We start from the raw sequence: 22587 nt of genomic DNA, 5'->3' as shown, positions 1-22587 counted from the left end.
ATTTTGCGAATGAACCACGTGCGCCCGTTCCGCGCCTGCGACTCTCAGACTACGAATCTGGGAGTCAGCAGTTCGAATCTCTTCGGCGCACCGTTTGCGTACAAAACTGCGAACCCAAGGCCTGATTTTTGCGGAACCTGCGACGACCTGTTCGAGCGGGATTGCCCTGGAATTTCCCGCTGTGGCCGAAGAGGGTGTCTGGGCGCCGAACAAACAACAAGAGGCTTTAGAGTTCAGCGAGAGGCTGTCCGACAGCTCCATTTTCCGCGAAATGAATCTCAGGTCCGATGCCGGTGTGGGTCTTGCAAGACGAGTTCTGTCGCGAATGGAAAAGGCAGAGGGTGGACGCCTGTTTGCGATAAATACTTCTACGGAAGCTGAAGGACAAAAAGAAAGCAAGGTGCAAAGCGACAACGCCGGTCGGTCTGCGCTCGCGAGCGTGTAGCTCCTGCTGCAGGGCGTATCAGATGCATGGGTCCGAACTTGAACCGCCGCCAACAGCGACCTCTGCGCTGTTCTCACCTCCAAACTCGAATCTGGCGGTCGGGAGTTAAAATCTGTTCGGTCAGCCGTCCGGCAAACGGCGCGGTCATGGTGTCGGTTATTGTCTTGTTCTCCTTCGTCGCCTCATTTCGCCATGATGCCGCCGTCGATCGGGATCGTCGTGCCGGTCATGAAGCTGGAGGCCGGAGAGGACAGGAGCAGCGTCAGGCCCTTGATCTCTTCGGTCGTGGCGATGCGACCGAGCGGCACCATGGAGGCGAATTCTGCCTCGATTTCCGGGTCCTTGATGCGCCCGCCCGCGATGTTGGTACGGAAGGGGCCGGGCGCGATGCCGTTGACCATGACGTTGTATTCCGCCATCTCCATCGCCGCCTGGCGAACTAGGTTCACCACAGCCGCTTTGGTGGCGGTGTAGGCATAGCCGCACATCACCTCCGACTTCAGCCCGGCGACGGAGGCCACCGCCACGATACGGCCAGCGCGCTGGCGCTTCATATGTTTCGCCGCTGCCTGCATGGTGACGAAGACGCCCGACAAGTTGATGCCCAGCACCCGATCCCAGACTTTGTCGTCGACCGCGTTGATCTGGCCGATCTCCGTGCGATAGCCGGGGCCGGCGGTGACGCCGGCATTGGCGATCACCGTGTCGAGGCGGCCGTGCCGGTCCGCGATGCCGTCGATCACGGTCCGGATGGCGGCCCGGTCGGAGACGTCGAGCCGCGCAGTTTCGGTCTTACCGCCCGAAGCGCGGATGGCATCGGCCGCGCGCTCCAGCCCCGCTTCGTCGATGTCGAGCAGCGCGACATGCGCGCCCGCCCATGCCAGCGCCTCCGCCATCGCCAGGCCGAGTCCACTCGCAGCCCCCGTCACCGCGGCGACGCGGCCGTCCAGCGAAAACATCCCAAGACTCATCGGCCTTCTCCTCTCCAAGCATTTTGGTATGCAATATCGAGATCCTCAAATTTGCAAGCCCGCAGACGGTCGAGGAGGGCATAGATATAAACTATTGATAAATAGTGATATTTTCATTGAGGCATGTTTTTTGACTTACCTGCGCTTGACCTTTGATCTGCGGTAAGGTGTACAATTTGCCGGATGAGGATGATATCCGATTGTTGAGACGAGGGGAGGCCGCGACCGAGATGGTGCATCAAGACTCATTTGAAATGGTGGCGGGATGCAGGATCCGCGTCATGCGCGGAGGCAAAGGCGAGCCGCTGCTGTTCCTGCACGGCTCCGCCGGCGCCAGTAAATGGCTGCCTTTCATGGAGATGCTCTCCGAAAAGTATGACGTGATCGTGCCCGAGCATCCGGGCTTTGGCGCTTCCGACACGCCGGAATGGCTCGACAATGTCGGCGATCTCGCGTTCTTCTATCTCGACCTGATCGACCATTACGGGCTCGACAATGTCCATTTGGTAGGCACCTCAATCGGCGGCTGGATCGCGGCCGAGCTGGCCACGCGCTCCTGCGAGAAGATCAAGTCGCTGACGCTGGTGGCGCCAGCCGGGATCAGCGTATCGGGTGTGCGCAAGGGCGACATGTTCATGTGGTCGCCCGAGGAGCTCGCTCAGAACCTCTTCCACAACCAAGCGATCGCCGCCGCTATGCCGCCGCCGGCCAGCGAGGAGGAAGTCCTCGTGCTGCTGAAGAACCGGCTGATGACGGCCAAGCTCGGCTGGAGCCCGCGCCTCCACAATCCGCATCTCAGGAAGTGGCTGCACCGCATCGACGTGCCGACGCTGATCCTGTGGGGCGACGACGACAAGCTCATCCCGGCCGCCTACGGTTCGGCCTATCGCGATCTGATCCCGACCTCATCGCTGGAGGTCATCCCCGAATGTGGTCACCTGCCGCATGTCGAAAAGGCGCAGGAGTTCACCTCCAAGGTCGTCAACTTCCTCGAGGGAGCCGCGCGATGAAATTCTACATGATGCACTTGATGCCCTATGCGGATCTGGATCTGGACTACGACCAGAAGCACAATTCCGCATGGGTCACGCTGCCCAACAGTTATTACGATCCGAAGAAGGGCGCCAAGCTCTATAACCGCTATCTCGACGAGCTTGAGTATGCTGACCAACTCGGCTTCGATGGCATCTGCGTCAACGAGCATCACCAGAACGCCTATGGGCTGATGCCGCAGCCGGGAGTCATGGCCGGCGCGCTGGCGCGTCGCACCAAAAAGGTGAAGATTGCCATCCTCGGCCGCGCTCTGCCGCTGCTCAACAATCCGGTCACCGTGGCGGAAGAGTTCGCCATGGTCGACAACATCACCGAGGGCCGTTTCATTGCGGGCTTCGTGCGTGGCATCGGCGCGGAGTACCACGCCTGGAGCTCCAACCCGGCCGACAGCCATGATCGCTTCCACGAGGCGCACGACCTGATCCTGCGTGCCTGGACCGAGACCGGCCCCTTCGCGTTCGAGGGCAAGCACTACCAGTTCGAATACGTCAATCTGTGGCCGCGGCCCTACCAGTCGCCTCGCCCGCCGATCTGGATCCCTTCGCAAGGGTCCAGCGAGACGATCGAATGGGCGTCCCATCCCGACCGCCGCTACACTTATCTGCAGACTTTCACGCCGGTGGCGATGCTGGCCAAATACATGCAGATGTACAAGGCCATGGCGGCCGGTCACGGCTACGAGGCGACCGAGGACCAGCTCGGCTGGTCGGTGCCGCTCTACGTCGCCGAGACCGACGAAATCGCGCGCCGCGAGGCGCAGCCGCACATTGAGAACTTCCTCAACAAGTTCCTGAGGATGCCGAAGGAGATGCTGCTGCCGCCGGGGTACCTGTCGCTGAATTCCATGCTGGGCGTGATGAAGGCGAAGTCCTCGATCGGCACCAAGCAGACCATCGACGACGTAATGGCCAAGGGCATGTTCATCTGCGGCAGCCCGGAGACGGTGCGGCAGAAGCTGGAGCAGTATCAGAGCGAGATCGGCTTCGGCCACCTGCTCACATTGCTGCAGTTCGGCACGCTGCCAGCTGAGCTGACGCGCAAGAACATGGAGATCTACGCCAACGAGGTCATGCCCTACCTGCGCGACAAGACCGCGAACGCCATCCCTGCGGCGGCGGAGTAGCGTCGCCGACGCGTCGGCCCGGGGCATGCCGCCGGGCCGGGCTAGTCTAGTCCGGATCAGGAGCCGGGTCGTTGAGGATCGAGAACAGATGAGCGCTCATTGCAGCCTCGGCCCAGTCGGGATTGCGTGCCTTCATGGCGGCGATCACCTCGCGGTGCTGGCGATGGGTGCGCCGCGTCCGTTCCTCCAGCGGCTCAGTGTAGACATTGAAGATCGACGCCGGCAGTTCGAGCCAGGAGGCGAGGATCTTCTCCAGCCGCGGACTGTCCGCCGCGCGGGCGATGATGGCATGGAATTCGTTGTTGAGCTCGTCGAAGCGGGACAGGTGGCGATGCCAGCCGAGCTGGTCGAAGACGCTTTCCATTTCGTCCTCGACCGCTTCCAGCCGGGCAATCTCCTCGGCGGTGATGCGGCGGCAAGCGCGGCGCGCGCCGTGGCCCTCGAGCTTGGCGCGCAGGCGGAAGATTTCGGCCACATCGGCCTGCGAGAAGCTCGCCACCTGACCGCGGCGATAGCGCCCAAGTATGACAAGGCCCTCGTTGGAGAGGCGCGACAGTGCCTCGCGCACCGGGGTGCGGCTGACGCCAATGCGCTCGGCCAGGCGCGATTCCTGGAGCGTCTCGCCAGACCGCAGGTCGCCCGAGATGATCGCGGTGCGGATGAAGCGGTAGGCGGTCTCGACCGCACCGCTGGCGTCGCCGTCACGGGCGATCGTGGCGCTGTCCGGTCTGCTCATCCGATTTGCCGATTCCATTGGTCCAGTGTGTCCGACGCCTTTCGCATGCAAGTGTAAATCGCGGCAAGGCCTGCTATTGTATACCAGAACAAGGATGATCAGAAGAACTAGCGTGTAAATATCGGTGATGCCTGAAAACTGTATACAATAAGCGCGGCCACGAGGCCGTCGAAGGGAGCGAAATGGAACTAGAAAAGGGCATGGTGGCGTACGTATCAGGCGCTGGCTCGGGCATCGGGCGCGGCATTTCGATGAGCCTTGCGCGCCGTGGCTTGAAGGTTGGCGTTTGCGACATCCGCGAAGCCGATGCCGTCGAAACCGTGCAGGTGATCCAGGCCGAGGGCGGTACTGCGATGGCGGTCTGCGTCGATGTTTCCGACCGCGCTTCGGTCGAGGCCGCAGCCGACGCGATCGAAACGGCCTACGGCGCGGTCGCCGTCGCCTGCAATAATGCCGGCATCGCCATGCACGGCGTGCCGTTGCACGAGATCGCCGCCAAGGACTGGGACTGGGTCATCGGCGTCAATATCTACGGCGTCATCCACGGCATCCAGTCCTTCGTCCCGCGTATGCTCGAGGGAGGCAAGCCGGCGCACATGGTCAACACCGCCTCGATCGGCGGCTTCCAGGTCAACCCGGATTTCCTGACGGGCGCCTATTCGATGACCAAATATGCCGTCGTCGCGCTGAGCGAAGCTTTGCAGAACGAACTCGCCGGCACCCAGGTTGGGGTCTCCGTGCTGGCTCCAGCGGCTGTCGATACGAAGATACACCTCTCCGAGCGCAGCCGCCCGGAGCGGATGGGTGGCGCGTATGTACGGCGGCAGAACCATTTCGTGGGTGAACTGATCAAGGGCGGGACCCAACCAGTCGAAATCGGCGAGCGTGTTGCCGGCGCCATCCAGGCGGGCGATTTCTACATCTTCACTCATCCCGAGACGAAGATGTGGCTTGACCGTCGGCATGCCGCCATCGACGCGGCCTTCGCCAAGGCTCGCATGTCAGACATTGCCGAGGCGGAGTAGGAGATGGCAATGCTCGACATGAACGGTCTCTTCGGTTCGCACAATGGGTTCGGCGGATTTCGGCCGCACATTGTCGGCATCGGCGGCACCACCCGCATCGGTTCATCATCCGAAACGGCGCTGCGCTGCACGCTCTCCGCGATTGAGGCGATGGGAGCCACGACCGAGATGATCGTTGGGCCGCTGCTCGACCTGCCGATGTATGACCCTTCCGACAAGCACCGCAGCCCTTCGGCACGTCGGCTGATCCAGTCGCTGCGCCGCGCGAACGGCATCATCATTGCGACGCCGTCCTACCATGGCGGGATGTCGGGCGTGATCAAGAACGCACTCGACTACGTCGAGGACATGCGTGACGATAAGCGTGCCTATTTCGACGGGCGCGCAGTGGGCGTGATCGTGTCTGCGTTCGGCGCCCAGGCGCTCGGCACCACGCTTGTCGAGGTGCGCTCGGTCGTCCACGCGCTGCGCGGCTGGCCGACGCCTTTCGCGGCGGCACTCAACTCGCAGAACCGTCCGTTCGAGGACGGCAGGCCCGCCAATGACGAGGTCGCCGCTCAACTGGAGACGGTCGCGCGGCAGATCTACACCTTCGCGATGGTGCAACAGCTTCAAGGGGCAAACAGTGCAGATGATCAACCAAGGGCGGCAAAGAGTGCCTGAATAGATCCAGTTGGACGCCAGCGGGAGGAGAATTCCGCGGCGTCGGACGACAGAAAACCGCAAACCCCGCAGAGTCGGGGAAGAGGGAGGAAGTGCATGAAGAACATACTTCGATTCACGGCCGCGATCACGGCCTCGGCAATGCTTGTCGGCGCGGCCGCCGCGCAGACCGTCAGCATCTCGACGCTGCCGCCCGGCTCTATCAACAACGTGCAAGCCCAGGCGATCGCCAAGGTCGTGCAGGACAAGGCTGGGATCCAGATGCGCGTCGTCACGTTCAATTCGCCGGCCGCCTCCATGGGTGCCGTGCAGGTCGGCCAAGCGGCCTTCACCTTCATGTCAAACGACGAGGTCGGCGTCGCGGTCCGCGGCAAAGACGAGCACAAGGGAAAGCCGCTCGACAAGCTGCGGCTCGCTGCGACGGTCTTCCCGTTCAGGGTGGGCGTTCTAGTGCGCAAGGATTCCGGCATCAACACTATCGCCGAGCTGAAAGGCAAGCGCTTCCCGACTGGATGGCAGGGCTTCCCACAGGGCATCGCGCTGTCGAACGCCATCCTCGCCACCGCCGGCCTGTCGCTCGACGACACTCACGGCGTGCCGACCGCAAATCTGCTGCGCGCCGCCGATGACTTCAAGGCCGGCCGCCTGGACGCCACGGTCTTCGCCGTCGGCGCCCCCAAAATGGCGGAAATCGACGCGGCCGTGGGCATCAAGTTCATCAGCCTGGACAACTCTGAGGAAGCCAAGAAGGCGATGGCCTTGATCCGTCCAGAATACACGATCGCCCCGCAGGCGCCGCTGCCGCACCTCAATGGCGTCATCGGCGAGACTAACCTCATGCAGTACGCGATGACGATGGCCGTCAGCTCGGCTGTCGACGAGGAGACGGTCTACGAGACCGTCAAAGCGATCCACGAGAACAAGGCGGCCCTGGTCGCGGCGCATCCGTCCTTCAATGCGATGAACCCGGGCAACCTCGCCGTCCAGCAGCAGCACGTGGCGTATCATCCCGGAGCGATCCGCTACTACAAAGAGATCGGCATCTGGAAGGGCGAGTGAGGCGAGACGGCGCAAGCCGACCGCTTCTTACGCACATGCAAAGCCGATCGGGGACGACGACAGCCATGAGTGTACAGGCCGGAATCGAAATGGAAGCACCGACGCGCGGCGTGGTCGGCGTTGCGAGCACCGTGCTCGGCGCCGCAATCGCGCTCGCCGGCATCGCATGGGGCGCTAATCTCTTCACGCTCGTCGGATGGAATTTCCTCGCGGAACAGTTCCTTGCCGTCGTCCTCGGTCTGGCCATGGCGCTCGTCTACATCGTCCGGCCGTTCCGCCGGACTGCGCTGCCACGCACCTCAGTGCCATGGTATGACTGGGTGCTCGCCGCCACCTCACTGGGCATAGGGCTCTATATGGGCTGGTCCTATCCCCGCATGCTGGGCGAGTTCTTCAACTCGCCATGGCACGTGGTGGTCGTAACCTGGCTTCTCTTCCTGCTGGTGGTGGAGGGGCTGCGCCGGGCTTCCGGATGGTCGCTGGTGATCGTCGTTCTGGCGTTCTTCTTCTACGCGCTCGTTGGCCATATGGTTGGCGGCGACTTGCAGACCCGCGACGTTAAGATCAACGACATGGTCGTCTATCTCGGCCTCGACACCAGCGGCCTGTTCGGCTTGGTGCTCCTGATCGGCGTGACGGTCGTTATCCCCTTCGTGTTCTTCGGGCAGTTGCTGTCGGCGTCGGGCGGAGCCAGCTTCTTCAACGACGTCTCACTGGCGCTCATGGGCCGTTTCCGTGGCGGCGCTGCCAAGATCTCGATCATGGCCTCTTCGCTGTTCGGTTCGATCAATGGCATCGTGGTCTCCAACATCTTGGCCACGGGCGTCATCACCATTCCGATGATGAAGAAGTCGGGCTTCGAGCCAGAGCATGCGGCAGCGGTTGAGGCCAGCGCTTCGAACGGCGGCCAGTTGATGCCGCCGGTCATGGGCGCAGTCGCCTTCCTGATGGCGGATTTCCTCCAGATCTCCTACACCGAAGTAGCAATTGCGGCGGCCGTCCCGTCGCTGCTCTATTACCTCTCGCTGTTCATCCAAGCCGACCTCGAAGCGGCGAAGGGCAACATCCTGCGGGTGCCTGCAAAGGAGATCCCCAACCTCGTCAAGGTCTTTGCCAAGGGCTGGCTGTTTCTGCTGCCCTTTGCCGTACTGGTCTACGCTCTGTTCTGGCAGAACCGTGAGCCCGAGAACGCGGCGATCTTCGCCTGCACCGCGGTCGTAGTGATCGGCTTCCTTTTCGGCTATCGCGTGCAGCGGCTGACGCCGCGGGCGGTGTGGGACTGCCTAGTGCGTACCGGCGTCTCGTCGGCGGATATCATCATGATCTCGGCCGCCGCTGGTTTCATCATGGGCATCCTGCAGATCACCGGCCTTGGCTTCGCCCTGACGGTGTTCTTGGTCAATGTCGGCGCGGGCAACATCTTCTTGCTCCTGCTCATCGCCGCGGTGCTGTGCATCGTGCTCGGCATGGGCATGCCGACCCTCGGCGTTTATGTGCTGCTGGCAGTGCTCATCGTGCCGGCGCTGGTCGAGGTCGGCGTCACGCCGATGGCGGCGCACATGTTCATTCTCTATCTCGGTATGATGTCCTTCGTGACGCCGCCGGTGGCGATTGCGGCCTTCTTCGCGGCGAACCTCGCCAAGGCAAACCCGATGAAGACCGGATGGGTTGCGATGCGCTTCTCGTGGACAGCCTACATCGTACCGTTCCTGTTCGTATTCTCGCCGAGCCTCCTGCTGCAGAGCGGCTCCTGGTTCGACACAGCACTGTCGATCACAACCGCAGCGATCGGCGTCTGGTTCGTCTCAGCGGGCATGATCGGCTACGGCCTGTGTCGCATGGGCTTAGCGCTGCGGACTGCCTCCATCATCGGCGGCGCCCTGCTGCTGGTGCCGCTGGAGATGGCGTCGTGGTCGACCATCGCCAACATCGTCGGCTGCGTCCTCGCCGCGGCGGTGCTACTGTTCGAAATCGCCGGGCGCCGCGGCGAGCGCGCCCTGACCCGAGAAGTCGCGGCCGAATAGGCCCGCCACAGGGAGGACCACCATAGGCGATACGCCACCAGCTTAAGATATTGAGATCGTTGCCAATTGAAAAGAGCCGCACTCAACGGCGGCTCTTTTCAATTGCAAAGTCGCCACGCGCAGAACAATCTCACAAGATTCAAACTACGAATCTGGGGGCAGGAGTTCGAATCTCTTCGGGCGCGCCATTTCACCATTAGAGATTCGAACCCGTTGGTGAATGGGGCAGACCGACCGCCTTTTCGGTATCTCGGGATATAGCATTTCGGAAGAATAGGTTTTTATCGCAGGCGGCGCCTGCCTTGCGGATGCGAAGTTGCACGCGGACGAAGAGATGAGTTTCCGGCAAAGAAATTCAGATCAATCGGGCAGCGCTGGCACGAAGTGTCGGGTCGAACACCAACAATGGGCGGTGTGTTCATAAAGTCGACGCTTCGCTGGAATCACGGCCTCCACAACTTCATGATCTACGGCTAGAGCATTTTTCGATCAGGTTGAATCATAGCCTGCTGCTTTGAAATAGTTTTCGCATTCGGGGGGCGGGAAAAGGTCGATGATGCGGCCGATGGCGGTCCAAAGGCCATCGATGGTTCGCTCAGCGGCCTTGCGCAACAGGGCCTTGAGCTTGGCGAAGGCCATCTCGATCGGGTTGAGATCGGGACTGTATGGCGGGAGATAGCGCAGCTCGGCGCCAGCGGCTTCGATCATCTCGCGCATCTTTGGACCCTTGTGGCTGGAGATCCATCACCACCACGTCGCCGCACCTGAGTTCCGGCACGAGCACCTTGGCGACATAGGTCTCGAAGGCATCGCGATTGATCGGCCCGTCCAGAACCCAAGGCGCGATGAAACCGCGCATTGTGAGCGCCCCGACGAAGGTGGTCGTCTTCCAGTGGCCGTGCGGCACGGCCATCCGCAGCCGCTCGCCGCGCGGGCAGCGGCCATGGCGGCGCGCCATGTTGGTCGAAGCCCAGGTCTCGTCGATGAAGACGAGGTGCTCGGGATCAAGATCGGGCTGGCTGTCGAACCAGTCCTGCCGCCGCTTCATGACGTCTGGACAGTTCTGCTCGCTGGCATGCGCCGACTTTTTTGAGCGTGATCTCGTGCCGATCGAGGAAGCGCCAGAGCCCTCCGATGCTGCTGCGCACGCCTTTGGCCTCCAGAGCGGTCCTGATCTCTGCGAGCGTGACGTCACGGTTGCCTGCGACGATGTCCAGGATCGTCGCGCCATGGCGCTCGAGGCCGTGCGAGTGCCGGTCGCCGCCCAGTGGACCGGGACGGGCATCGCCCCCAAGTCGATTTGGGAATCCCAAATCGATTCAATCAGATCGAAACACGCTCTAACGGTCATGGGAAGATGTCTTGGTCAGCGCGGTGGACTTGGATGAGACGCTGATGTCTGGTTTGCGAGGGCCCCCATGGTCCTGCGCGACCGAGATGCTCAGATCGGGGCAGGCCAACGGTTGGAGCGCGTTGGTTTATTCAAGCGCGAAACGGTCTGCGCTAAGCTCCGGTAAAAGCTTTTTGGGCAGCATGGCGTGAATGCCGTTATTGCCGTCGACGAGCTGTGTCACGCGCAGGCTGCAGGCCAGGCTGCACAAGGCATAAGCATCTTCCGCGGTCAGACTCGTGGCAGCGGACAAGGCATCGATCATCTGATCCAATGCGATGGTGGCCGCCTCATTGAGGTTCGGATGGAAAGCCATCGTGATGAGATGATCGGCAGTAAGCGCACGCGGCAGCGCAAGTTTTCTTGCCTTATGCACGATGAGCGTGAAGTTGCCGCGCAACGCTGTTTCCAGCGCGGTGAGATTCACTTCGCCGTCGCCCTGGCAGCCATGCCCGTCACCAACCGAGAACAATGCGCCCGGCACGAAGACTGGCAGGTAAAGGCGCGACCCGGCCGTCAATTCCCGGTTGTCGATATTGCCGCCATATTCGCGCGGCTCGATCGTCGAGACACGACCGTAAGTCGGCGCCGGCGCGACCGCCATGATGCCGAAGAACGGTGCGAGCGGCAGTTCTCCGCCCCACGGACATTTCGCGACATTGTTCTCAAGGTCGATGGAAATCTGATAGAGCTTTCGCTCGGGAAATCGTTGCGGCAACACGCCTTTGCCGGGCTTGGTGTAGTTGAAGCCCCAGTCCTGAATCAGTTCGACCTTTTCGACCCGCACCTCCAGAACATCGCCGGGTTCTGCGCCCTCGATTGCGACCGGGCCGGTGAGGATGTGCGGACCGAGTTCAGGCTGTACGGAATCGAGAATGTCCAGATGCGATTGCAGGGCTGTGCCCACGCCAGGCGGCGGGAGTTCGTCCTTGCTTCCGGAAACCGATGAGATGACCACGGTATCGCCGGATGACACACTCAGAACGGGCTTCAGTGTCGCGTCGAAATAGCCCCAGTGGACATTGCCCGGCGCTGCATCGAGGCGATGGATCATATTGCGCTCTTTGGTGGGAAATGTTTGCGCCAATGATGGGCGATGTCGATTCCTCTGCAGAACCACACACCTTCGATGCTTCGCATGTGCTCCAGAAGTTTGATGAGGCCCATGGCCCGGGCAGGGCGTCCGATCAGACGGTCGTGCAATCCAATCGACAGCAGCTTCGGTGAACCAGCGCGACCTTCCTCGACCAGAAGATCGAAGGCATCGCGAATATAGTGGAAGAACTGATCGGCGGTGGCGAAGCCCGCATTGCCGTTGAAGCGATTGTCGTTGGTCTCATAGGAATAGGGGATCACAAGATGCGGGCCTTTGGGACCTTCCACCCAGTAAGGCAATTCATCCGACAAGGAGTCCCTGTCATAGAGGAAACCGCCTTCCTCAATGATGAGACGGCGCGTATTGGGGCCGGGGCGTCCCGTCATCCATCCGAGCGGACGTTCTCCGGCAAGTCGCGTCAGGATCTCCACGGTGCGTTTGATATGTTCGCGCTCGACTTCTGCGGGCACCTGGCAATAGTCGATCCAGCGATAGCCGTGGCTGACGATTTCGTGCCCGCGCTTGATAAAGGCCTGCGCGATATCCGGGTTCTGTTCAACGGCGCGCGCCACGGCCAAGACGCTCAGCGGCACATCGTATTTCGAGAAGATATCGAGAATGCGCCAGACGCCGCGGCGGCTTCCATATTCGAACACAGACTCCACCAGCGGATCGCGGACACCATGTCGGGTATCGACGCCGATATCGTTTAGCATGCCTTCGGAAACGGCATCGCCATTCGCGAGCGTCGCTTCCCCGCCGCCTTCGTAGTTCAGATTGAAATTGACCGCGATGACGGCGCTGCCCGGCCATTTCGGATCGGGTAGATGCTCGCCATAACCGACAAGATCGCGGCTGGGGATGAGGTCTTGCTGATGATCGGACATGGAAGCGCTGTTGAGAAAGGGGCGACGGTCGGGCAAGCCTCAGGCGGCCTGCTTGAGATCTTCGGTGAAGGGATCATAGCCAAAGAACCAGCCGGTGTCGGTCGGCAACTTCAGCCAGGAATTCTCTTCGGAAATGCGCTGCACTTTTCCCACACGCGGGATGCGGATCTTCTCGTAGGCCGCGAATGCCTTGGCCGGCGTGTCGTGTGTGCTGATGGCTTCTGACAGGATGGCAGCATCCTCGATGGCCATCGATCCGCCGGCAGCCATGTACGGCCGGACGGCGTGGCAGGCGTCGCCCATCAAGACGGCCTGACCTTCGCTCCATCTGTCGTTGCGTTCGAGATCGCAGATCGGCAATGCCTGAACCTCTTCGGCGGCCGTAATCAATGCCGTGAGTTCGGGGTGAAAATCCTTGAAGGCTTCGAGGAAGCGATCGTGGTTCTGGATGACCGGTTCGCTGGTCGCGTTCCAGCTTTTGTCTGGCACGGCTCCCATGATATACATTTCGTCGCGGCGGCCGGTGACATAATAGGACAGGGCGTGCCGATCGGGGCCCCACCATTTGGTGCAATCGCGCATCGACAATCCGGCGACGCGGGCGGTGGAAAAAACTGCGCGATAAGCGACGCTGCCGACATAGCGCAGCGGTCTTTTTCCGAAAATGGCATTCCGCAGACGCGAGTGTATACCGTCCGCACCGACAACAATGTCGGCGTCTTCCGTCAGGCCATTGCTGAAGGTGAGACGCACGGCGCTTCCGGCTGGCTCTGTACCAACAAGCATGTGGTCGAAACGAATGGCTTCGTCGGGGATGGCAGATCGGAGAACGTCATGAAGATCGGCGCGATGAATATTGATGAAAGGTCCGCCGAACCGCGCTTCTGCCTCGGCGTCGAAAAGGAGTTCGTTGAGGGTCTCCCCGGTGTCCCATTTTCGGCTGACGAAGGCATCCGGCTTCATGCCGGCCGCAATATAGGGCTCGAGAATACCGATCCGCTGGATGACCTTGGCAATGCTCGCGCCGAGAATGATGCCGGCGCCAATCCGATGGAATTCGGGAGTCTGTTCGAAGACGGTGATCCGATAGCCTTGCTTGTACAGCAGCCCGGCCAGCGCCAGGCCGGCGAGGCCGCCACCGACGATCGCAATTCGCGCGCTCTTGTCCATCCCCACAGATGCACCCGCCAAAGCCAATTGTTCTATATCGAACAATATAGCCGCTGAGGCAGCCTGGGGCGCGCCGAAAATCCAGGCAACGCGGTCGTTATTCAGGCAGAAATGGCATAAAATTCAATGGTATGAAAAGGGTCGGCTGGATTGGTCACAGCTCGGCCGGGATCGCCGATTGCCTCGGATATCGGTGGATCTCGTTCTCTAGAGAAGTATTGGCTGCATAGGCCATAGGCTTGGAATCCGGCCTTAAGCACATATGCGAGGCGTCTGAATGAAAACGGTGAAGCTCGGCGTTCCCGATCTTGTTTCGAACTCCTATTTCCCGGCGATCGCCGCCGTGGAGCTGGGATTTTTCGATCGCGAGGGCGTCGATGCCACGATTGAGTTGATCTATCCGAGCAATCGCACATTCGAGGCGTTGCGACATCGCGAGGTTGATTTCGTTGCCGCGCCGGCTCATTCGGTCCTAGCCGCTTTCCCGAACGGATCTGGCGCCAGACTCATAGCCTCTCTCGGACAGGGGACTTATTGGCTGCTGATCATGAACAGAAAGCTTGGCATCGCGCCGGGAGATCTCGATGCACTGAAAGGCCGCCGCATTGGTGCGGCGCCCTTTGTCGAACTTTCGTTCCGCCAATTGCTGCTTGATTCTGGCTTCGTCCTTGAGCGCGATGACATCCGCATCGTAGAAGTCCCCGGCGCGAAGGAGCCCGGTGTCTCGTTCGGCATTGCCGCGGCGAAGGCGCTCGAGGCCGGAGCAATGGATGGATTTTGGGCGAATGGCCTTGGCGCTGAGGTGGCCATCCGCTCCGGCGTCGGGGCAGTGGTTCTCGATGTTCGCCGTGGACTCGGCCCTGATTTCGCGTTCGATTACACATTTCCTGCGCTCGTCACGAGCGAGGCCGCGCTTGCTGCCGATCCGGATCTGGTCGCCGCGGGTGTGCGGGCTATCACTGCCGCAGAGGCCGCGCTCCGGTCGGATGTGTCGCTCGCAACCAAAGTGGGCGAGGCGCTGTTTCCGCCTGCGGAAGCGGCCATGATCGCCGATGTTGTGGCGCGTGATCTATCATATTATACGCCGCATATTTCTGAGAAGACGTTTGCAGGCCTTAGCCGTTTTGCGGCCGGGTTCGGTCTTCTGACCGAACCCGTAAAGTACGAAGATGCCGTGGCGACGCAGTTCAGGCCGATCTGGGACAGTATCGCGCTGGCCTGAGACGCCGTTTACGGCGTCCAGGTGATGGTCTTCTTCTCGATGAATTCGAGTATGTAAAAAAGAAGAATGCTGATCGCCGTCAGCGCGATAATCGCGGCGAAGGCCAGAGGCGTCTGTGACTGCGACGTTGACATCAGAATGAGATAACCCAGCCCTTCCTGTGCGGCGACGAACTCGGCGATCACTGCGCCGATCACGGCGAACGTGATGGCGATCTTGCAGCCGGTGAAGAAGGCCGGCAGGGCCGCCGGAACGCGCAAGCGCCACAGCACCAAATGCTGGGGCGCATTCAGCGAGCGCATGAGGTCGACCATCGACTTCGGTACGCTCTCGAAGCCGGCCACGACATTGACAAGGATCGGAAAGAAACACACCAGCACCACGATCACGATCTTTGGCCATTCGGTGAATCCGAGCCACAGCGTGACAAGTGGGGCGAGTGCGACTTTCGGTATCGATTGCAGACCGAGGATGGCTGGATAGATGATCTTCCGCGCCCAGGTGCTGAATGCAATCGCACATGCCAGCGGCAACGAGATCACCAGTGCAAGCAGGAAGCCGAGAACGGTTTCGCGGGTGGTGACGATCGAATTCGAAAGAAGCTCCGGCGCCCATTCGATCGCCGCCGCGGCGATCATCGTTGGCGCCGGCAACATCCACAATGGAATCTTCAGGCTACGCGCAAGAATCTCCCACACCACCAGCGCGACAATGTAGACCAGCGGAGTGACGGCACGGCTTGCTACCGCTGCAATGTTCATGACGCGTCTTCTTGGCGGCCGAAGATGATCTGGCGCACCTTCTGTTTGATGTCCTGAAAGAGCGGGTCTTGCGATGTGCGCATGGTTCGTGGCCGCGGCAGCTTGACGGGAATATCCGCGACGATGCGGCCGGGCCGCTGCGACATGACCAGAATGCGATCCCCGAGCAGGATCGCTTCCTCGATATCATGGGTGATCAGGAAGGCTGTGCGTCCGACTTCATCCCATAACCGTGAAAGCTCGAGCGACAACTCTTCCCGTGTCAGCGCATCGAGTGCGCCGAATGGCTCGTCGAGCAGCAGGAAACGCGGATTGGCGAGCATCGCACGGCAGAAGGCGGCACGCTGCTTCATGCCGCCGGACAAGGCCTGTGGCTTGTGATGTGCAAAATCCTTCAAGTCGGTGAGTTCCAGGAGATGCCATGCCCGCTTCTCGGCGCCACTTTTTGGAAGGCTGAGAATATCCGCCGGCAGCATGACGTTCTGAAGCACCGTCAGCCAGGGAAACAGAACGTGTTCCTGAAAGATGATGCCGACTTCGTGCGACGGGCTGTCCAGCGGAGCACCATAGCGAAACATGGTTCCGCTTGTCGGTGCATCGAGCCCGGCAATTAGTCTGAGCAGCGTGGATTTTCCACATCCCGACGGACCGACGACAGAAACAAAGGTGCCACTTTCGATCACAAGATCCAGCGGCGCCAGCGCTTCGATCGTCCTGCCCTGATTGTCGGTGAAAACCTTCGTGACATCCTTCAGCGAGATGACGGGAACGTCGCCCGTTATCGTCTGCTGTTTCGTGTGAGCGAGGTCGCCCCCGGCCAAGGCGCCTTGCAATGTCATTCAACAAATCCGTCAGCGAACAGGTCGGCCGGCTTCACCGGATTGTTCAGCTTGAAATAGGTCTCGATGACCTTGACGGTTTCGTCGATCCGGGCGGGATCGATCTTGCCCATCGGATAGCCCTTGGTCGTCGCGAGCTGCTCGACGAGGCGCGTTTCGCCTTCGATGACCTGAACGGAAAGCTGCTTTTGATGCTTGTTCATGATCGTTGCGGCTTCCTCAGGCTTTGCGAAGGCATCCTTCATGCCCTTGAGGGTTGCGCGAACGAAGCCGCGCACCATCTTCGGGTCTTCCGCAATGGTCTTCTCGCTTGCGATGAGACCGTTGCCATAATAGCTCAGGCCGGCATCCTTGTAGGCGAGGGCCCGGACGCCCTCTGGCGCTGTCGCAGCAGCAAGCAGTGGCGCGCCGACCGTGAACTGGCCGATGGCATCGGCACGCTTCGATGCGAGGATCGAGGGCAGCGCGGAGCTTTCTGCAGCGACCCACTTCACCTTGCTCTCGTCGATACCGGCCGCTTTCGCGTAGGCCGGGAAGAGGAGACGGATCGCACCGGCCGCGGTCTCGGCCAGTGTTTTGCCTTCGAGGTCCTTCGGCGTCTTGATGTTGCTGCTTTCCAGCACAAACAGCGCCTGCGGCGGCTGAACATAGACAACAGATACGAGCTTGACCGGCACGCCGTCATTGCCGCGGGCGAGAACCAGTGAGCCCGCATCTGCGAAGCCGAACGTTGCTGCGCCGGCAGCGACTTTCTTGATCGCGTCGCCGGAGCCCTGCCCGCGCAGAATGGTGACATTCAGCCCCTCGTCTTTGTAATAGCCTTTTTCGAGGGCGACATAGAAATAGGAATGGCGGCCGTTATAGCCAAAATCCGTGATCAGGTTCACGTCTGCTGCGGCCGCGGGCTGTTGGAGCAGGGCCAGAGCGGCCACCGCCCCCATGACGGCTACGAAGAACTTGTTCTGCATCACTTCACGTCTCCTGCAATCACGTGTTCACCAAGGGATGGGATCCGGCAGCCGTCAAACCGTTCGCTATCGAACAATTAGATTATCGCGAGGCGTAGAGGAGCGTCACGCCCGGATTGTGGGCAGAGATTGGTTGATTTATAGGCTTTGGTGCAGGTTCTAACGCCTCTTGCACTGGTGCCGGTGAGGTGTTGAATAGTATTTCTACAGCTAACGAATTGGCCTGTATGAGACAGCGCCTTCGAATATGGGGATGTCGATTTTGAGTGCGGCCAGAACGAGCTCGGTGACTGAGACCAGATCACGGGCAAAAGCCAAACGCAGACTTGTCAAAACCACCGCACGCGAGAAGGTCGAGCAGATTTTCAAGCAATGGCAGACCGAGCGGCCGGATATCAATCCGGACCCCGTGCTGATCTACGGTCTGATCGGCCGCATTCAGGCCGAAGCGACCGCTTGTATCGACGAAGTCCTAGCGCCTTTCAAACTGGTGCGCGGAACATTCGATGTCCTCACCGCCTTGCGGCGTGCCGGCACACCCTATTCCTTATCGCCGAAGGAGCTTACTCAGTATCTGGTTTTGAGCGGCGCAGGCTTGAATAGTCGTCTGAACAAGCTGGAGCGCTTGCATTATATCGCTCGTTTGCCGGAACCGTCCGATCGCCGCAGTTTGCGCATTCAGCTCACCGTCTCCGGAGAAGCAACGATTAATGATGCTATTCCGCGTGTCTTTGAAATTCAGTGGACGTTGTTATCGGCGCTGAGCGCAGGAGATCGCAGCGCTCTGGTGGAAAGTTTGGCGCGATTTGCGGACACGATCAATTCATATGCTTCACGCGAGTGAAGTGGTTATTGCAAGTTTCAGCCGGGAATGCTGCATATCTCAAGCTGCTCTGATGGATCGCGGAGCCTCGCTAGGACGCGGATGGTGGACCGCCATAGTCACTCGACTTTTCGTATCCGCTTGCTATCAGGCCGCTTCCTTTGCCTCATCTTTCTTTTCGCCGATCGCGACGATCCGCAGCGATCCATCAGGAAGAGGGCGCTGCAGCTTCAAGGCCTCCGCAACCGGCGCCGTCATCCAAATCTCGATCTCTTCTGGCTTGGTGAGGATCACCGGGGCATGGCCTTGGGGTGTATGGCGCGGACTTCACTGTTCGGGTCGGTCGTTAGTGACCTGACCGGGTTTTCTTGGACCAGGCTGATTGAAATAATCGGCATGGAAAGGACACCCGACGATGCCAAGAAAGCGACATAGTGCGGAGCAGATTGTTGCCAAGCTCCGCCAAATCGATGTGCTGGTTGCGCAGGGACGGACAATTGCTCAGGCCTGCAAGGAAGCCGAGATATCGGAGCAGAGCTTTTATCGGTGGCGCAATGAGTATGGCGGGCTGGAGATGGAGCAGGCCAAGCGCTTCAAGGAGCTGGAGCGAGAACGCTCGGCTCAAGCGGTTGGTCGCCGATCTGTCCCTGGAGAAGCAGATCCTGAAGGATGTCGCTGAGGGAAACTTGTAGCGCCTGACCGGCGCCGGCAGGCAGTCGAAGCGATCCGACGCAAGTATCAGCTCTCGGAACGTCATGCCTGCCGGATCGTCAGCCAGCCGCGGGGAACGCAACGTTATATTCCCACGGTTCGTGCCGACGAGGATGCGCTCACCCGGGCCATTGTCACTCTTGCATCCGAATATGGCCGTTACGGCTATCGTCGGATCACGGCGCTGCTGCAGATCAGCGGCTGGCAAGTGGGGAAAGATCGGGTGCAGCGGATCTGGCGCCGGGAGGGCCTCAAAGTCCCCAGGAAGCAGCGTCCGAGGGGGCGCTTATGGCTCAACGATGGATCGTGTGTCCGGTTGCGACCGGAACGACCACGGCATGTTTGGAGCTATGATTTTGTCTCAGCGCAAACCCATGATGGTCGATCGCTCCGCCTGCTGACGTTGATCGACGAATACACACGTGAGTGCCTTGCTATCCGGGTGGCCCGACGGATCACGAGCTTCGGCGTCATCGAGACCTTCGCGGATGTGATGCTGAAAAGGGGTGTCCTCACTCACATTCGGTCCGATAATGGTCCCGAGATGACCGCCAAGGTTGTCAGGGCGTGGCTCGCTCAGCTTGGTGCCAACACTCTGTTCATTGCGCCCGGCAGCCCTTGGGAAAACGGTTATTGCGAAAGCTTCAATGGCAAGCTGCGTGACGAATTGCTCAACGGCGAAATCTTTTACAGCCTGAAGGAGGCTCGGATCGTTATCGAGCAATGGCGACAACACTACAATCACAAACGCCCACACTCATCGCTTGGATATCGACCTCCCGCACCTGCAGCCTACAGCGACATGAAGCCACTCGAAATGGAGATCGCGATGCAATAATCTCTCACCGCGCCTGGACTAGAATCTCGGTCGGGTCAATGGCTCCGCAGATGTTGCGAACTTGCTCATTCGGGTTGCAAAACCCGAAAACACGGGTGGATAACCAGCAATGTCTCATGCGCTGAAGGCTTCGGGAAAGCTGAGCGGTAATTCTTCATTCCGAAATGGGCCCTAACCTATTGATTCCGCTGGACCGCTTTTCGGCCAGTTTTTCGGAACGAGCGTTGCTAGAATATCAAGAATGGTTGGATTTTGATTCCGCCATTCCCTGGTTCGAATCCAGGCGCCCCAGCCAGCCAGTCTTTGATTTGGAGAATTTCCTTCCAATATGCCAGAAATGCCCGGTAATCGCCGGCTTTCGTTATTTGGTCACAGTCTCTGATCGGCCGATTGTCGAACTTTCACGCACAAAATTCTCAAAAGTCTCCCGCTACTATAACGAGAATTCCCATTTTCTGGATACTCGCTCCGGAGACCGAAGAATAAAACCACTGCGTGACCGGGGCGGCAGTCTGCGCCTGCAAATGTGCGCCTGATTGCGCCGACCCATGAGTCGATCAGGTCGATCACATCGCTCCGATTTCGTGCCGCATGATCACCTTGCACTATGGCTTGCAACTTTCCGAATGCACGCCGCGGGGATGCCGGTCGAGACTAAAGTCCTCCTAGCTCGATGGCAGATGATTTAGCACGCCTCTGCAGTAGTTCAGGTGTGCCACCATTCAATGCTGGCGCATGCGGATCTTCCAATCCAGAAATATCTTCGACAAAGGTTGCGGGATTGAGGCGCGTGCGACGGACCCGCACATCGAAAATGTCAAAGCGGTTATAGTAGCCGACGACGTCGTGAAATTGTTTCGGCTCAACGCATCGGTTCAGATCGATGTCGGCGTAAACGATGCCTTCGGCGTCACGCAATTCGTCGCTGGTGGCCTCACCGGTGGGGTCGATGAAATAGGAGGCGGCGCGTGGTGTTTCATCGAGAACCTCGGCGATCGACGAGTCCCGCGAAACTAGAAAATCGCGTGCGGCCGCGTCTAAAAATCCGGCGGTGACCAGCCCAAATGCCTTGGCCTCGAAGGAATGTGCTCCGGCGCGCAGACGGTTCGCGGCCAAATTATTGAAATTGCCACCTCCTTTGGGGCGCCGCGTCGGCCAAATCGGCGGCCAAGACGAAATGTGCAATTGTTCACCCTCCGCCATCAGAGCATAACGTGCAAGCGGATTGGTGTTCTCGCCGCAGATCAGACAACCGATGCGTCCGATGCGCGTTGCGCTGACCCGCAGGCCGGCACCGTCGCCTGAGGCCCAGATCAGCTTTTCGTAGAAGGTTGGCACGATCTTGCGATGGTGGTTCAGGACAGAGCCATCGTCGCCAATCAGCAGATTGGAATTCCAGAGGGCACCGACGCTGGCGGGCGACCTTTCGCTGAATCCCAGCGAGACGAAGACACCTTGCCGTCTGGCCTCATCGCGAATGCGCTGGATTTCGAGACCGTCGACCAGCACAGATGCGGCCGCCATTCGGGCGAACAAATCGTGATTGTCGATCGGTGCCCAAAGCGCCGCCCATATCGGAAAGGCCGGCAGAAATGTTTCCGGAAAGGCGACCAGAGCGGCGCCCGCAGCCGCGGCCTCGCGTATGATGGAGATGGCCTTTTCCGTCGTGCCGTTCTTGTCGAGAAAGACCGGTGCCGCATGCACCGCCGCTGCCTTGAACCGGGGCAGATTGTCCATGAACGCACCCTTCCGAATTGCCGCAGCTTTTGGGTATCATGGAGGCTTGGCGGGCGGGATCGCGTATTCTCGCAAGGTGGCTTGCAAATCTCGACCGGAGGCCGGAAATCGTTTCATGCGCTCTATTGATCTGCTCGATTGGGACGACCTGCGCGTTTTTTTGGATGTGGCCCGGACCGGGAATTTGTCCCAGACATCGCGCCGGCTGCGCATCGATCACTCGACGGTCAGCCGCCGCATTTCCCAGCTTGAGCAGGCGCTGGGCTCCGGTGTGTTCGAGCGAACACGCTCTGGCTTCAAACTGAACGATCTCGGCAAGCGGCTGCTGCCTCATGCAGAGGCAGTCGAGAGCGCGATGCTGAAAGTGCGATCCGAAGTGAACGAAACCGCGCCCGAGGCCGCCGGCACCGTGCGGCTAGCAACGATGGAGGGCATCGCGTCGCTCTATCTTGCGCCGCGCGCAATTCTTCTGCGGGATGCGGCGCCGCATATCACGCTGGAACTCGTGACCTCACCACAAATGATCTACGTGAACCGGCGCGAGGCAGACTTGTTCATCAGCTTCTTCAAGCCGCCGGGACAGGGTTTGGTGTCGGAGAAAATCGGCAGCTTCCGTCTCGGGCTTTATGCCTCGCAAAGCTATCTCGATCGCAAAGGTTGCCCCGCCGATCTCGCTGATCTCGCGGATCATGACTTCATCACCTATGTCGAAGATCTGATCCAAGTGGACACCGTTCGCTGGCTCGACGAGGTAATCCAGAACCCGCGTGTGGTGATGCATTCCTCCAGCATGATCGCGCAGCGCAATGCTGCGATCGGTGGTTTAGGGATTGTGCTGCTGCCGCGGTTCTCCATCCACGAGACAACGCCGTTAGTTCCCATCCTGCACGACAAGGCTTTCACCACGCGGGAAATCTGGACCAGCGTGCATCAGGACCTTCAGTTCTCGCCGCGCATTCGAACGGTCATCGCGTTCCTGACCAGGCAAATCCAGAGTGATATGCAAGCAGGCATTCTCTGACGTATCTTTGTGCAGCGCATTCAGT

The 22587-nt window shown here is 60.1% G+C and carries 19 protein-coding genes and 3 pseudogenes; 11 read left to right on the top strand and 11 right to left on the bottom strand.

Annotated elements, in window-relative coordinates; genetic code table 11:
• The first annotated feature begins 94 nt into the window (after positions 1–94).
• Positions 95–445: a hypothetical protein gene (locus CAK95_RS28830; RefSeq protein ID WP_086091084.1), complete on the top strand. Its 351-nt coding sequence runs from the start codon at positions 95–97 to the stop codon at positions 443–445.
• 182 nt (positions 446–627) lie between these two features.
• Here CAK95_RS28830 and CAK95_RS28825 read toward each other — a convergent pair whose 3' ends face one another.
• Positions 628–1404, bottom strand: a complete 777-nt coding sequence (locus tag CAK95_RS28825) for an SDR family NAD(P)-dependent oxidoreductase (RefSeq protein ID WP_245303566.1) — start codon at positions 1402–1404, stop codon at positions 628–630.
• 293 nt (positions 1405–1697) lie between these two features.
• On the opposite strand from CAK95_RS28825, the gene CAK95_RS28820 reads away from it, so the two are divergent.
• Entirely contained in the window at positions 1698–2426 is a 729-nt protein-coding gene (locus tag CAK95_RS28820; protein ID WP_245303565.1) for an alpha/beta fold hydrolase, read from the top strand.
• On the top strand, positions 2423–3592 hold the full coding sequence (locus CAK95_RS28815; RefSeq protein ID WP_086091081.1) for an LLM class flavin-dependent oxidoreductase: 1170 nt from the start codon (positions 2423–2425) through the stop codon (positions 3590–3592). The genes CAK95_RS28820 and CAK95_RS28815 overlap by 4 nt, the downstream gene beginning before the upstream one ends.
• A 46-nt stretch (positions 3593–3638) precedes the next feature.
• On the opposite strand, the gene CAK95_RS28810 is transcribed toward CAK95_RS28815, so the two are convergent.
• Positions 3639–4328 carry a GntR family transcriptional regulator gene (locus CAK95_RS28810; protein WP_086091732.1) on the bottom strand — a complete coding sequence of 230 codons (690 nt, stop codon included), beginning with the start codon at positions 4326–4328 and terminating at the stop codon, positions 3639–3641.
• A 182-nt stretch (positions 4329–4510) separates the two neighbouring features.
• On the opposite strand from CAK95_RS28810, the gene CAK95_RS28805 reads away from it, so the two are divergent.
• The 4 genes from CAK95_RS28805 to CAK95_RS28790 all read left to right on the top strand — a co-directional run bounded on the left by CAK95_RS28805 (position 4511) and on the right by CAK95_RS28790 (position 9099).
• Positions 4511–5353, top strand: a complete 843-nt coding sequence (locus tag CAK95_RS28805) for an SDR family NAD(P)-dependent oxidoreductase (protein WP_086091080.1) — start codon at positions 4511–4513, stop codon at positions 5351–5353.
• Positions 5354–5362: 9 nt separating this feature from the next.
• Complete coding sequence (locus CAK95_RS28800; protein ID WP_245303564.1) at positions 5363–6016, top strand: NADPH-dependent FMN reductase; 654 nt, start codon at positions 5363–5365, stop codon at positions 6014–6016.
• 96 nt (positions 6017–6112) lie between these two features.
• Positions 6113–7075: a TAXI family TRAP transporter solute-binding subunit gene (locus CAK95_RS28795; RefSeq protein ID WP_086091079.1), complete on the top strand. Its 963-nt coding sequence runs from the start codon at positions 6113–6115 to the stop codon at positions 7073–7075.
• 65 nt (positions 7076–7140) lie between these two features.
• Complete coding sequence (locus CAK95_RS28790) at positions 7141–9099, top strand: TRAP transporter permease (RefSeq protein ID WP_157699791.1); 1959 nt, start codon at positions 7141–7143, stop codon at positions 9097–9099.
• 489 nt (positions 9100–9588) lie between these two features.
• On the opposite strand, the pseudogene CAK95_RS30115 reads toward CAK95_RS28790, so the two are convergent.
• The 4 genes and pseudogenes from CAK95_RS30115 to CAK95_RS28770 form a co-directional block, all read right to left on the bottom strand.
• A pseudogene (locus CAK95_RS30115) lies at positions 9589–10388 on the bottom strand (IS630 family transposase); the annotation flags it as partial.
• Positions 10389–10577: 189 nt separating this feature from the next.
• The gene (locus CAK95_RS28780; protein ID WP_086091076.1) at positions 10578–11543 is read right to left on the bottom strand and encodes an acetamidase/formamidase family protein; all 966 of its coding nucleotides are present in this window, start codon (positions 11541–11543) and stop codon (positions 10578–10580) included.
• Entirely contained in the window at positions 11540–12472 is a 933-nt protein-coding gene (locus tag CAK95_RS28775; RefSeq protein WP_183044202.1) for a polysaccharide deacetylase family protein, read from the bottom strand. Before CAK95_RS28775 ends, CAK95_RS28780 begins: the two co-directional genes overlap by 4 nt.
• A gap of 39 nt (positions 12473–12511) precedes the next feature.
• On the bottom strand, positions 12512–13642 hold the full coding sequence (locus CAK95_RS28770) for an FAD-dependent monooxygenase (RefSeq protein WP_086091075.1): 1131 nt from the start codon (positions 13640–13642) through the stop codon (positions 12512–12514).
• Between the two features lie 277 nt (positions 13643–13919).
• On the opposite strand from CAK95_RS28770, the gene CAK95_RS28765 reads away from it, so the two are divergent.
• Positions 13920–14864 carry an ABC transporter substrate-binding protein gene (locus tag CAK95_RS28765; protein WP_198343779.1) on the top strand — a complete coding sequence of 315 codons (945 nt, stop codon included), beginning with the start codon at positions 13920–13922 and terminating at the stop codon, positions 14862–14864.
• An 8-nt stretch (positions 14865–14872) separates the two neighbouring features.
• Here the strand turns inward: CAK95_RS28765 and CAK95_RS28760 are convergent, their stop codons facing one another.
• Genes CAK95_RS28760 through CAK95_RS28750 form a run of 3 tightly spaced genes read right to left on the bottom strand, consistent with a single transcriptional unit; the run spans position 14873 to position 17432 of the window.
• Positions 14873–15625 (bottom strand): ABC transporter permease, encoded by a 753-nt coding sequence (locus tag CAK95_RS28760; protein WP_086091074.1) that lies wholly within the window; start codon positions 15623–15625, stop codon positions 14873–14875.
• Complete coding sequence (locus CAK95_RS28755; RefSeq protein ID WP_086091073.1) at positions 15622–16464, bottom strand: ABC transporter ATP-binding protein; 843 nt, start codon at positions 16462–16464, stop codon at positions 15622–15624. The genes CAK95_RS28760 and CAK95_RS28755 overlap by 4 nt, the downstream gene beginning before the upstream one ends.
• On the bottom strand, positions 16461–17432 hold the full coding sequence (locus CAK95_RS28750) for an ABC transporter substrate-binding protein (RefSeq protein ID WP_245303922.1): 972 nt from the start codon (positions 17430–17432) through the stop codon (positions 16461–16463). Before CAK95_RS28750 ends, CAK95_RS28755 begins: the two co-directional genes overlap by 4 nt.
• Positions 17433–17841: 409 nt before the next feature.
• Here CAK95_RS28750 and CAK95_RS28745 point away from each other — a divergent pair, with 409 nt between their 5' ends.
• On the top strand, positions 17842–18276 hold the full coding sequence (locus CAK95_RS28745) for a MarR family winged helix-turn-helix transcriptional regulator (RefSeq protein WP_157699789.1): 435 nt from the start codon (positions 17842–17844) through the stop codon (positions 18274–18276).
• Positions 18277–18402: 126 nt separating this feature from the next.
• On the opposite strand, the pseudogene CAK95_RS28740 reads toward CAK95_RS28745, so the two are convergent.
• A pseudogene (locus CAK95_RS28740) lies at positions 18403–18605 on the bottom strand (SOS response-associated peptidase); the annotation flags it as partial.
• Between the two features lie 65 nt (positions 18606–18670).
• Between CAK95_RS28740 and CAK95_RS28735 the strand changes: the two are divergent.
• Positions 18671–19804, top strand: a pseudogene (locus tag CAK95_RS28735) (IS3 family transposase).
• Between the two features lie 654 nt (positions 19805–20458).
• On the opposite strand, the gene CAK95_RS28730 reads toward CAK95_RS28735, so the two are convergent.
• Complete coding sequence (locus tag CAK95_RS28730; RefSeq protein WP_086091071.1) at positions 20459–21541, bottom strand: carbon-nitrogen hydrolase family protein; 1083 nt, start codon at positions 21539–21541, stop codon at positions 20459–20461.
• On the opposite strand from CAK95_RS28730, the gene CAK95_RS28725 reads away from it, so the two are divergent.
• Positions 21447–22562 carry a LysR family transcriptional regulator gene (locus tag CAK95_RS28725; RefSeq protein ID WP_245303563.1) on the top strand — a complete coding sequence of 372 codons (1116 nt, stop codon included), beginning with the start codon at positions 21447–21449 and terminating at the stop codon, positions 22560–22562. The two genes, CAK95_RS28730 and CAK95_RS28725, sit on opposite strands and share 95 nt — an antisense overlap.
• Positions 22563–22587: the final 25 nt, after the last annotated feature.

Source organism: Pseudorhodoplanes sinuspersici (assembly GCF_002119765.1).
GTDB classification, from domain to species: domain Bacteria; phylum Pseudomonadota; class Alphaproteobacteria; order Rhizobiales; family Xanthobacteraceae; genus Pseudorhodoplanes; species Pseudorhodoplanes sinuspersici.
This window is presented reverse-complemented; position numbering and strand designations above follow the sequence as displayed.

Bases quoted from the DNA above. Each gene is read 5' to 3' on its own strand.
- CAK95_RS28755 (WP_086091073.1), bottom strand. From the start codon at position 16,464: ATGACATTGCAAGGCGCCTTGGCCGGGGGCGACCTCGCTCACACGAAA.
- CAK95_RS28765 (WP_198343779.1), top strand. From the start codon at position 13,920: ATGAAAACGGTGAAGCTCGGCGTTCCCGATCTTGTTTCGAACTCCTAT.
- CAK95_RS28805 (WP_086091080.1), top strand. From the start codon at position 4,511: ATGGAACTAGAAAAGGGCATGGTGGCGTACGTATCAGGCGCTGGCTCG.
- CAK95_RS28820 (WP_245303565.1), top strand. From the start codon at position 1,698: ATGCGCGGAGGCAAAGGCGAGCCGCTGCTGTTCCTGCACGGCTCCGCC.
- CAK95_RS28800 (WP_245303564.1), top strand. From the start codon at position 5,363: ATGCTCGACATGAACGGTCTCTTCGGTTCGCACAATGGGTTCGGCGGA.
- CAK95_RS28760 (WP_086091074.1), bottom strand. From the start codon at position 15,625: ATGAACATTGCAGCGGTAGCAAGCCGTGCCGTCACTCCGCTGGTCTAC.
- CAK95_RS28730 (WP_086091071.1), bottom strand. From the start codon at position 21,541: ATGGACAATCTGCCCCGGTTCAAGGCAGCGGCGGTGCATGCGGCACCG.
- CAK95_RS28780 (WP_086091076.1), bottom strand. From the start codon at position 11,543: ATGATCCATCGCCTCGATGCAGCGCCGGGCAATGTCCACTGGGGCTAT.
- CAK95_RS28810 (WP_086091732.1), bottom strand. From the start codon at position 4,328: ATGAGCAGACCGGACAGCGCCACGATCGCCCGTGACGGCGACGCCAGC.
- CAK95_RS28815 (WP_086091081.1), top strand. From the start codon at position 2,423: ATGAAATTCTACATGATGCACTTGATGCCCTATGCGGATCTGGATCTG.
- CAK95_RS28750 (WP_245303922.1), bottom strand. From the start codon at position 17,432: ATGCAGAACAAGTTCTTCGTAGCCGTCATGGGGGCGGTGGCCGCTCTG.
- CAK95_RS28825 (WP_245303566.1), bottom strand. From the start codon at position 1,404: ATGTTTTCGCTGGACGGCCGCGTCGCCGCGGTGACGGGGGCTGCGAGT.
- CAK95_RS28790 (WP_157699791.1), top strand. From the start codon at position 7,141: ATGAGTGTACAGGCCGGAATCGAAATGGAAGCACCGACGCGCGGCGTG.
- CAK95_RS28795 (WP_086091079.1), top strand. From the start codon at position 6,113: ATGAAGAACATACTTCGATTCACGGCCGCGATCACGGCCTCGGCAATG.
- CAK95_RS28775 (WP_183044202.1), bottom strand. From the start codon at position 12,472: ATGTCCGATCATCAGCAAGACCTCATCCCCAGCCGCGATCTTGTCGGT.
- CAK95_RS28725 (WP_245303563.1), top strand. From the start codon at position 21,447: ATGATGGAGATGGCCTTTTCCGTCGTGCCGTTCTTGTCGAGAAAGACC.
- CAK95_RS28770 (WP_086091075.1), bottom strand. From the start codon at position 13,642: ATGGACAAGAGCGCGCGAATTGCGATCGTCGGTGGCGGCCTCGCCGGC.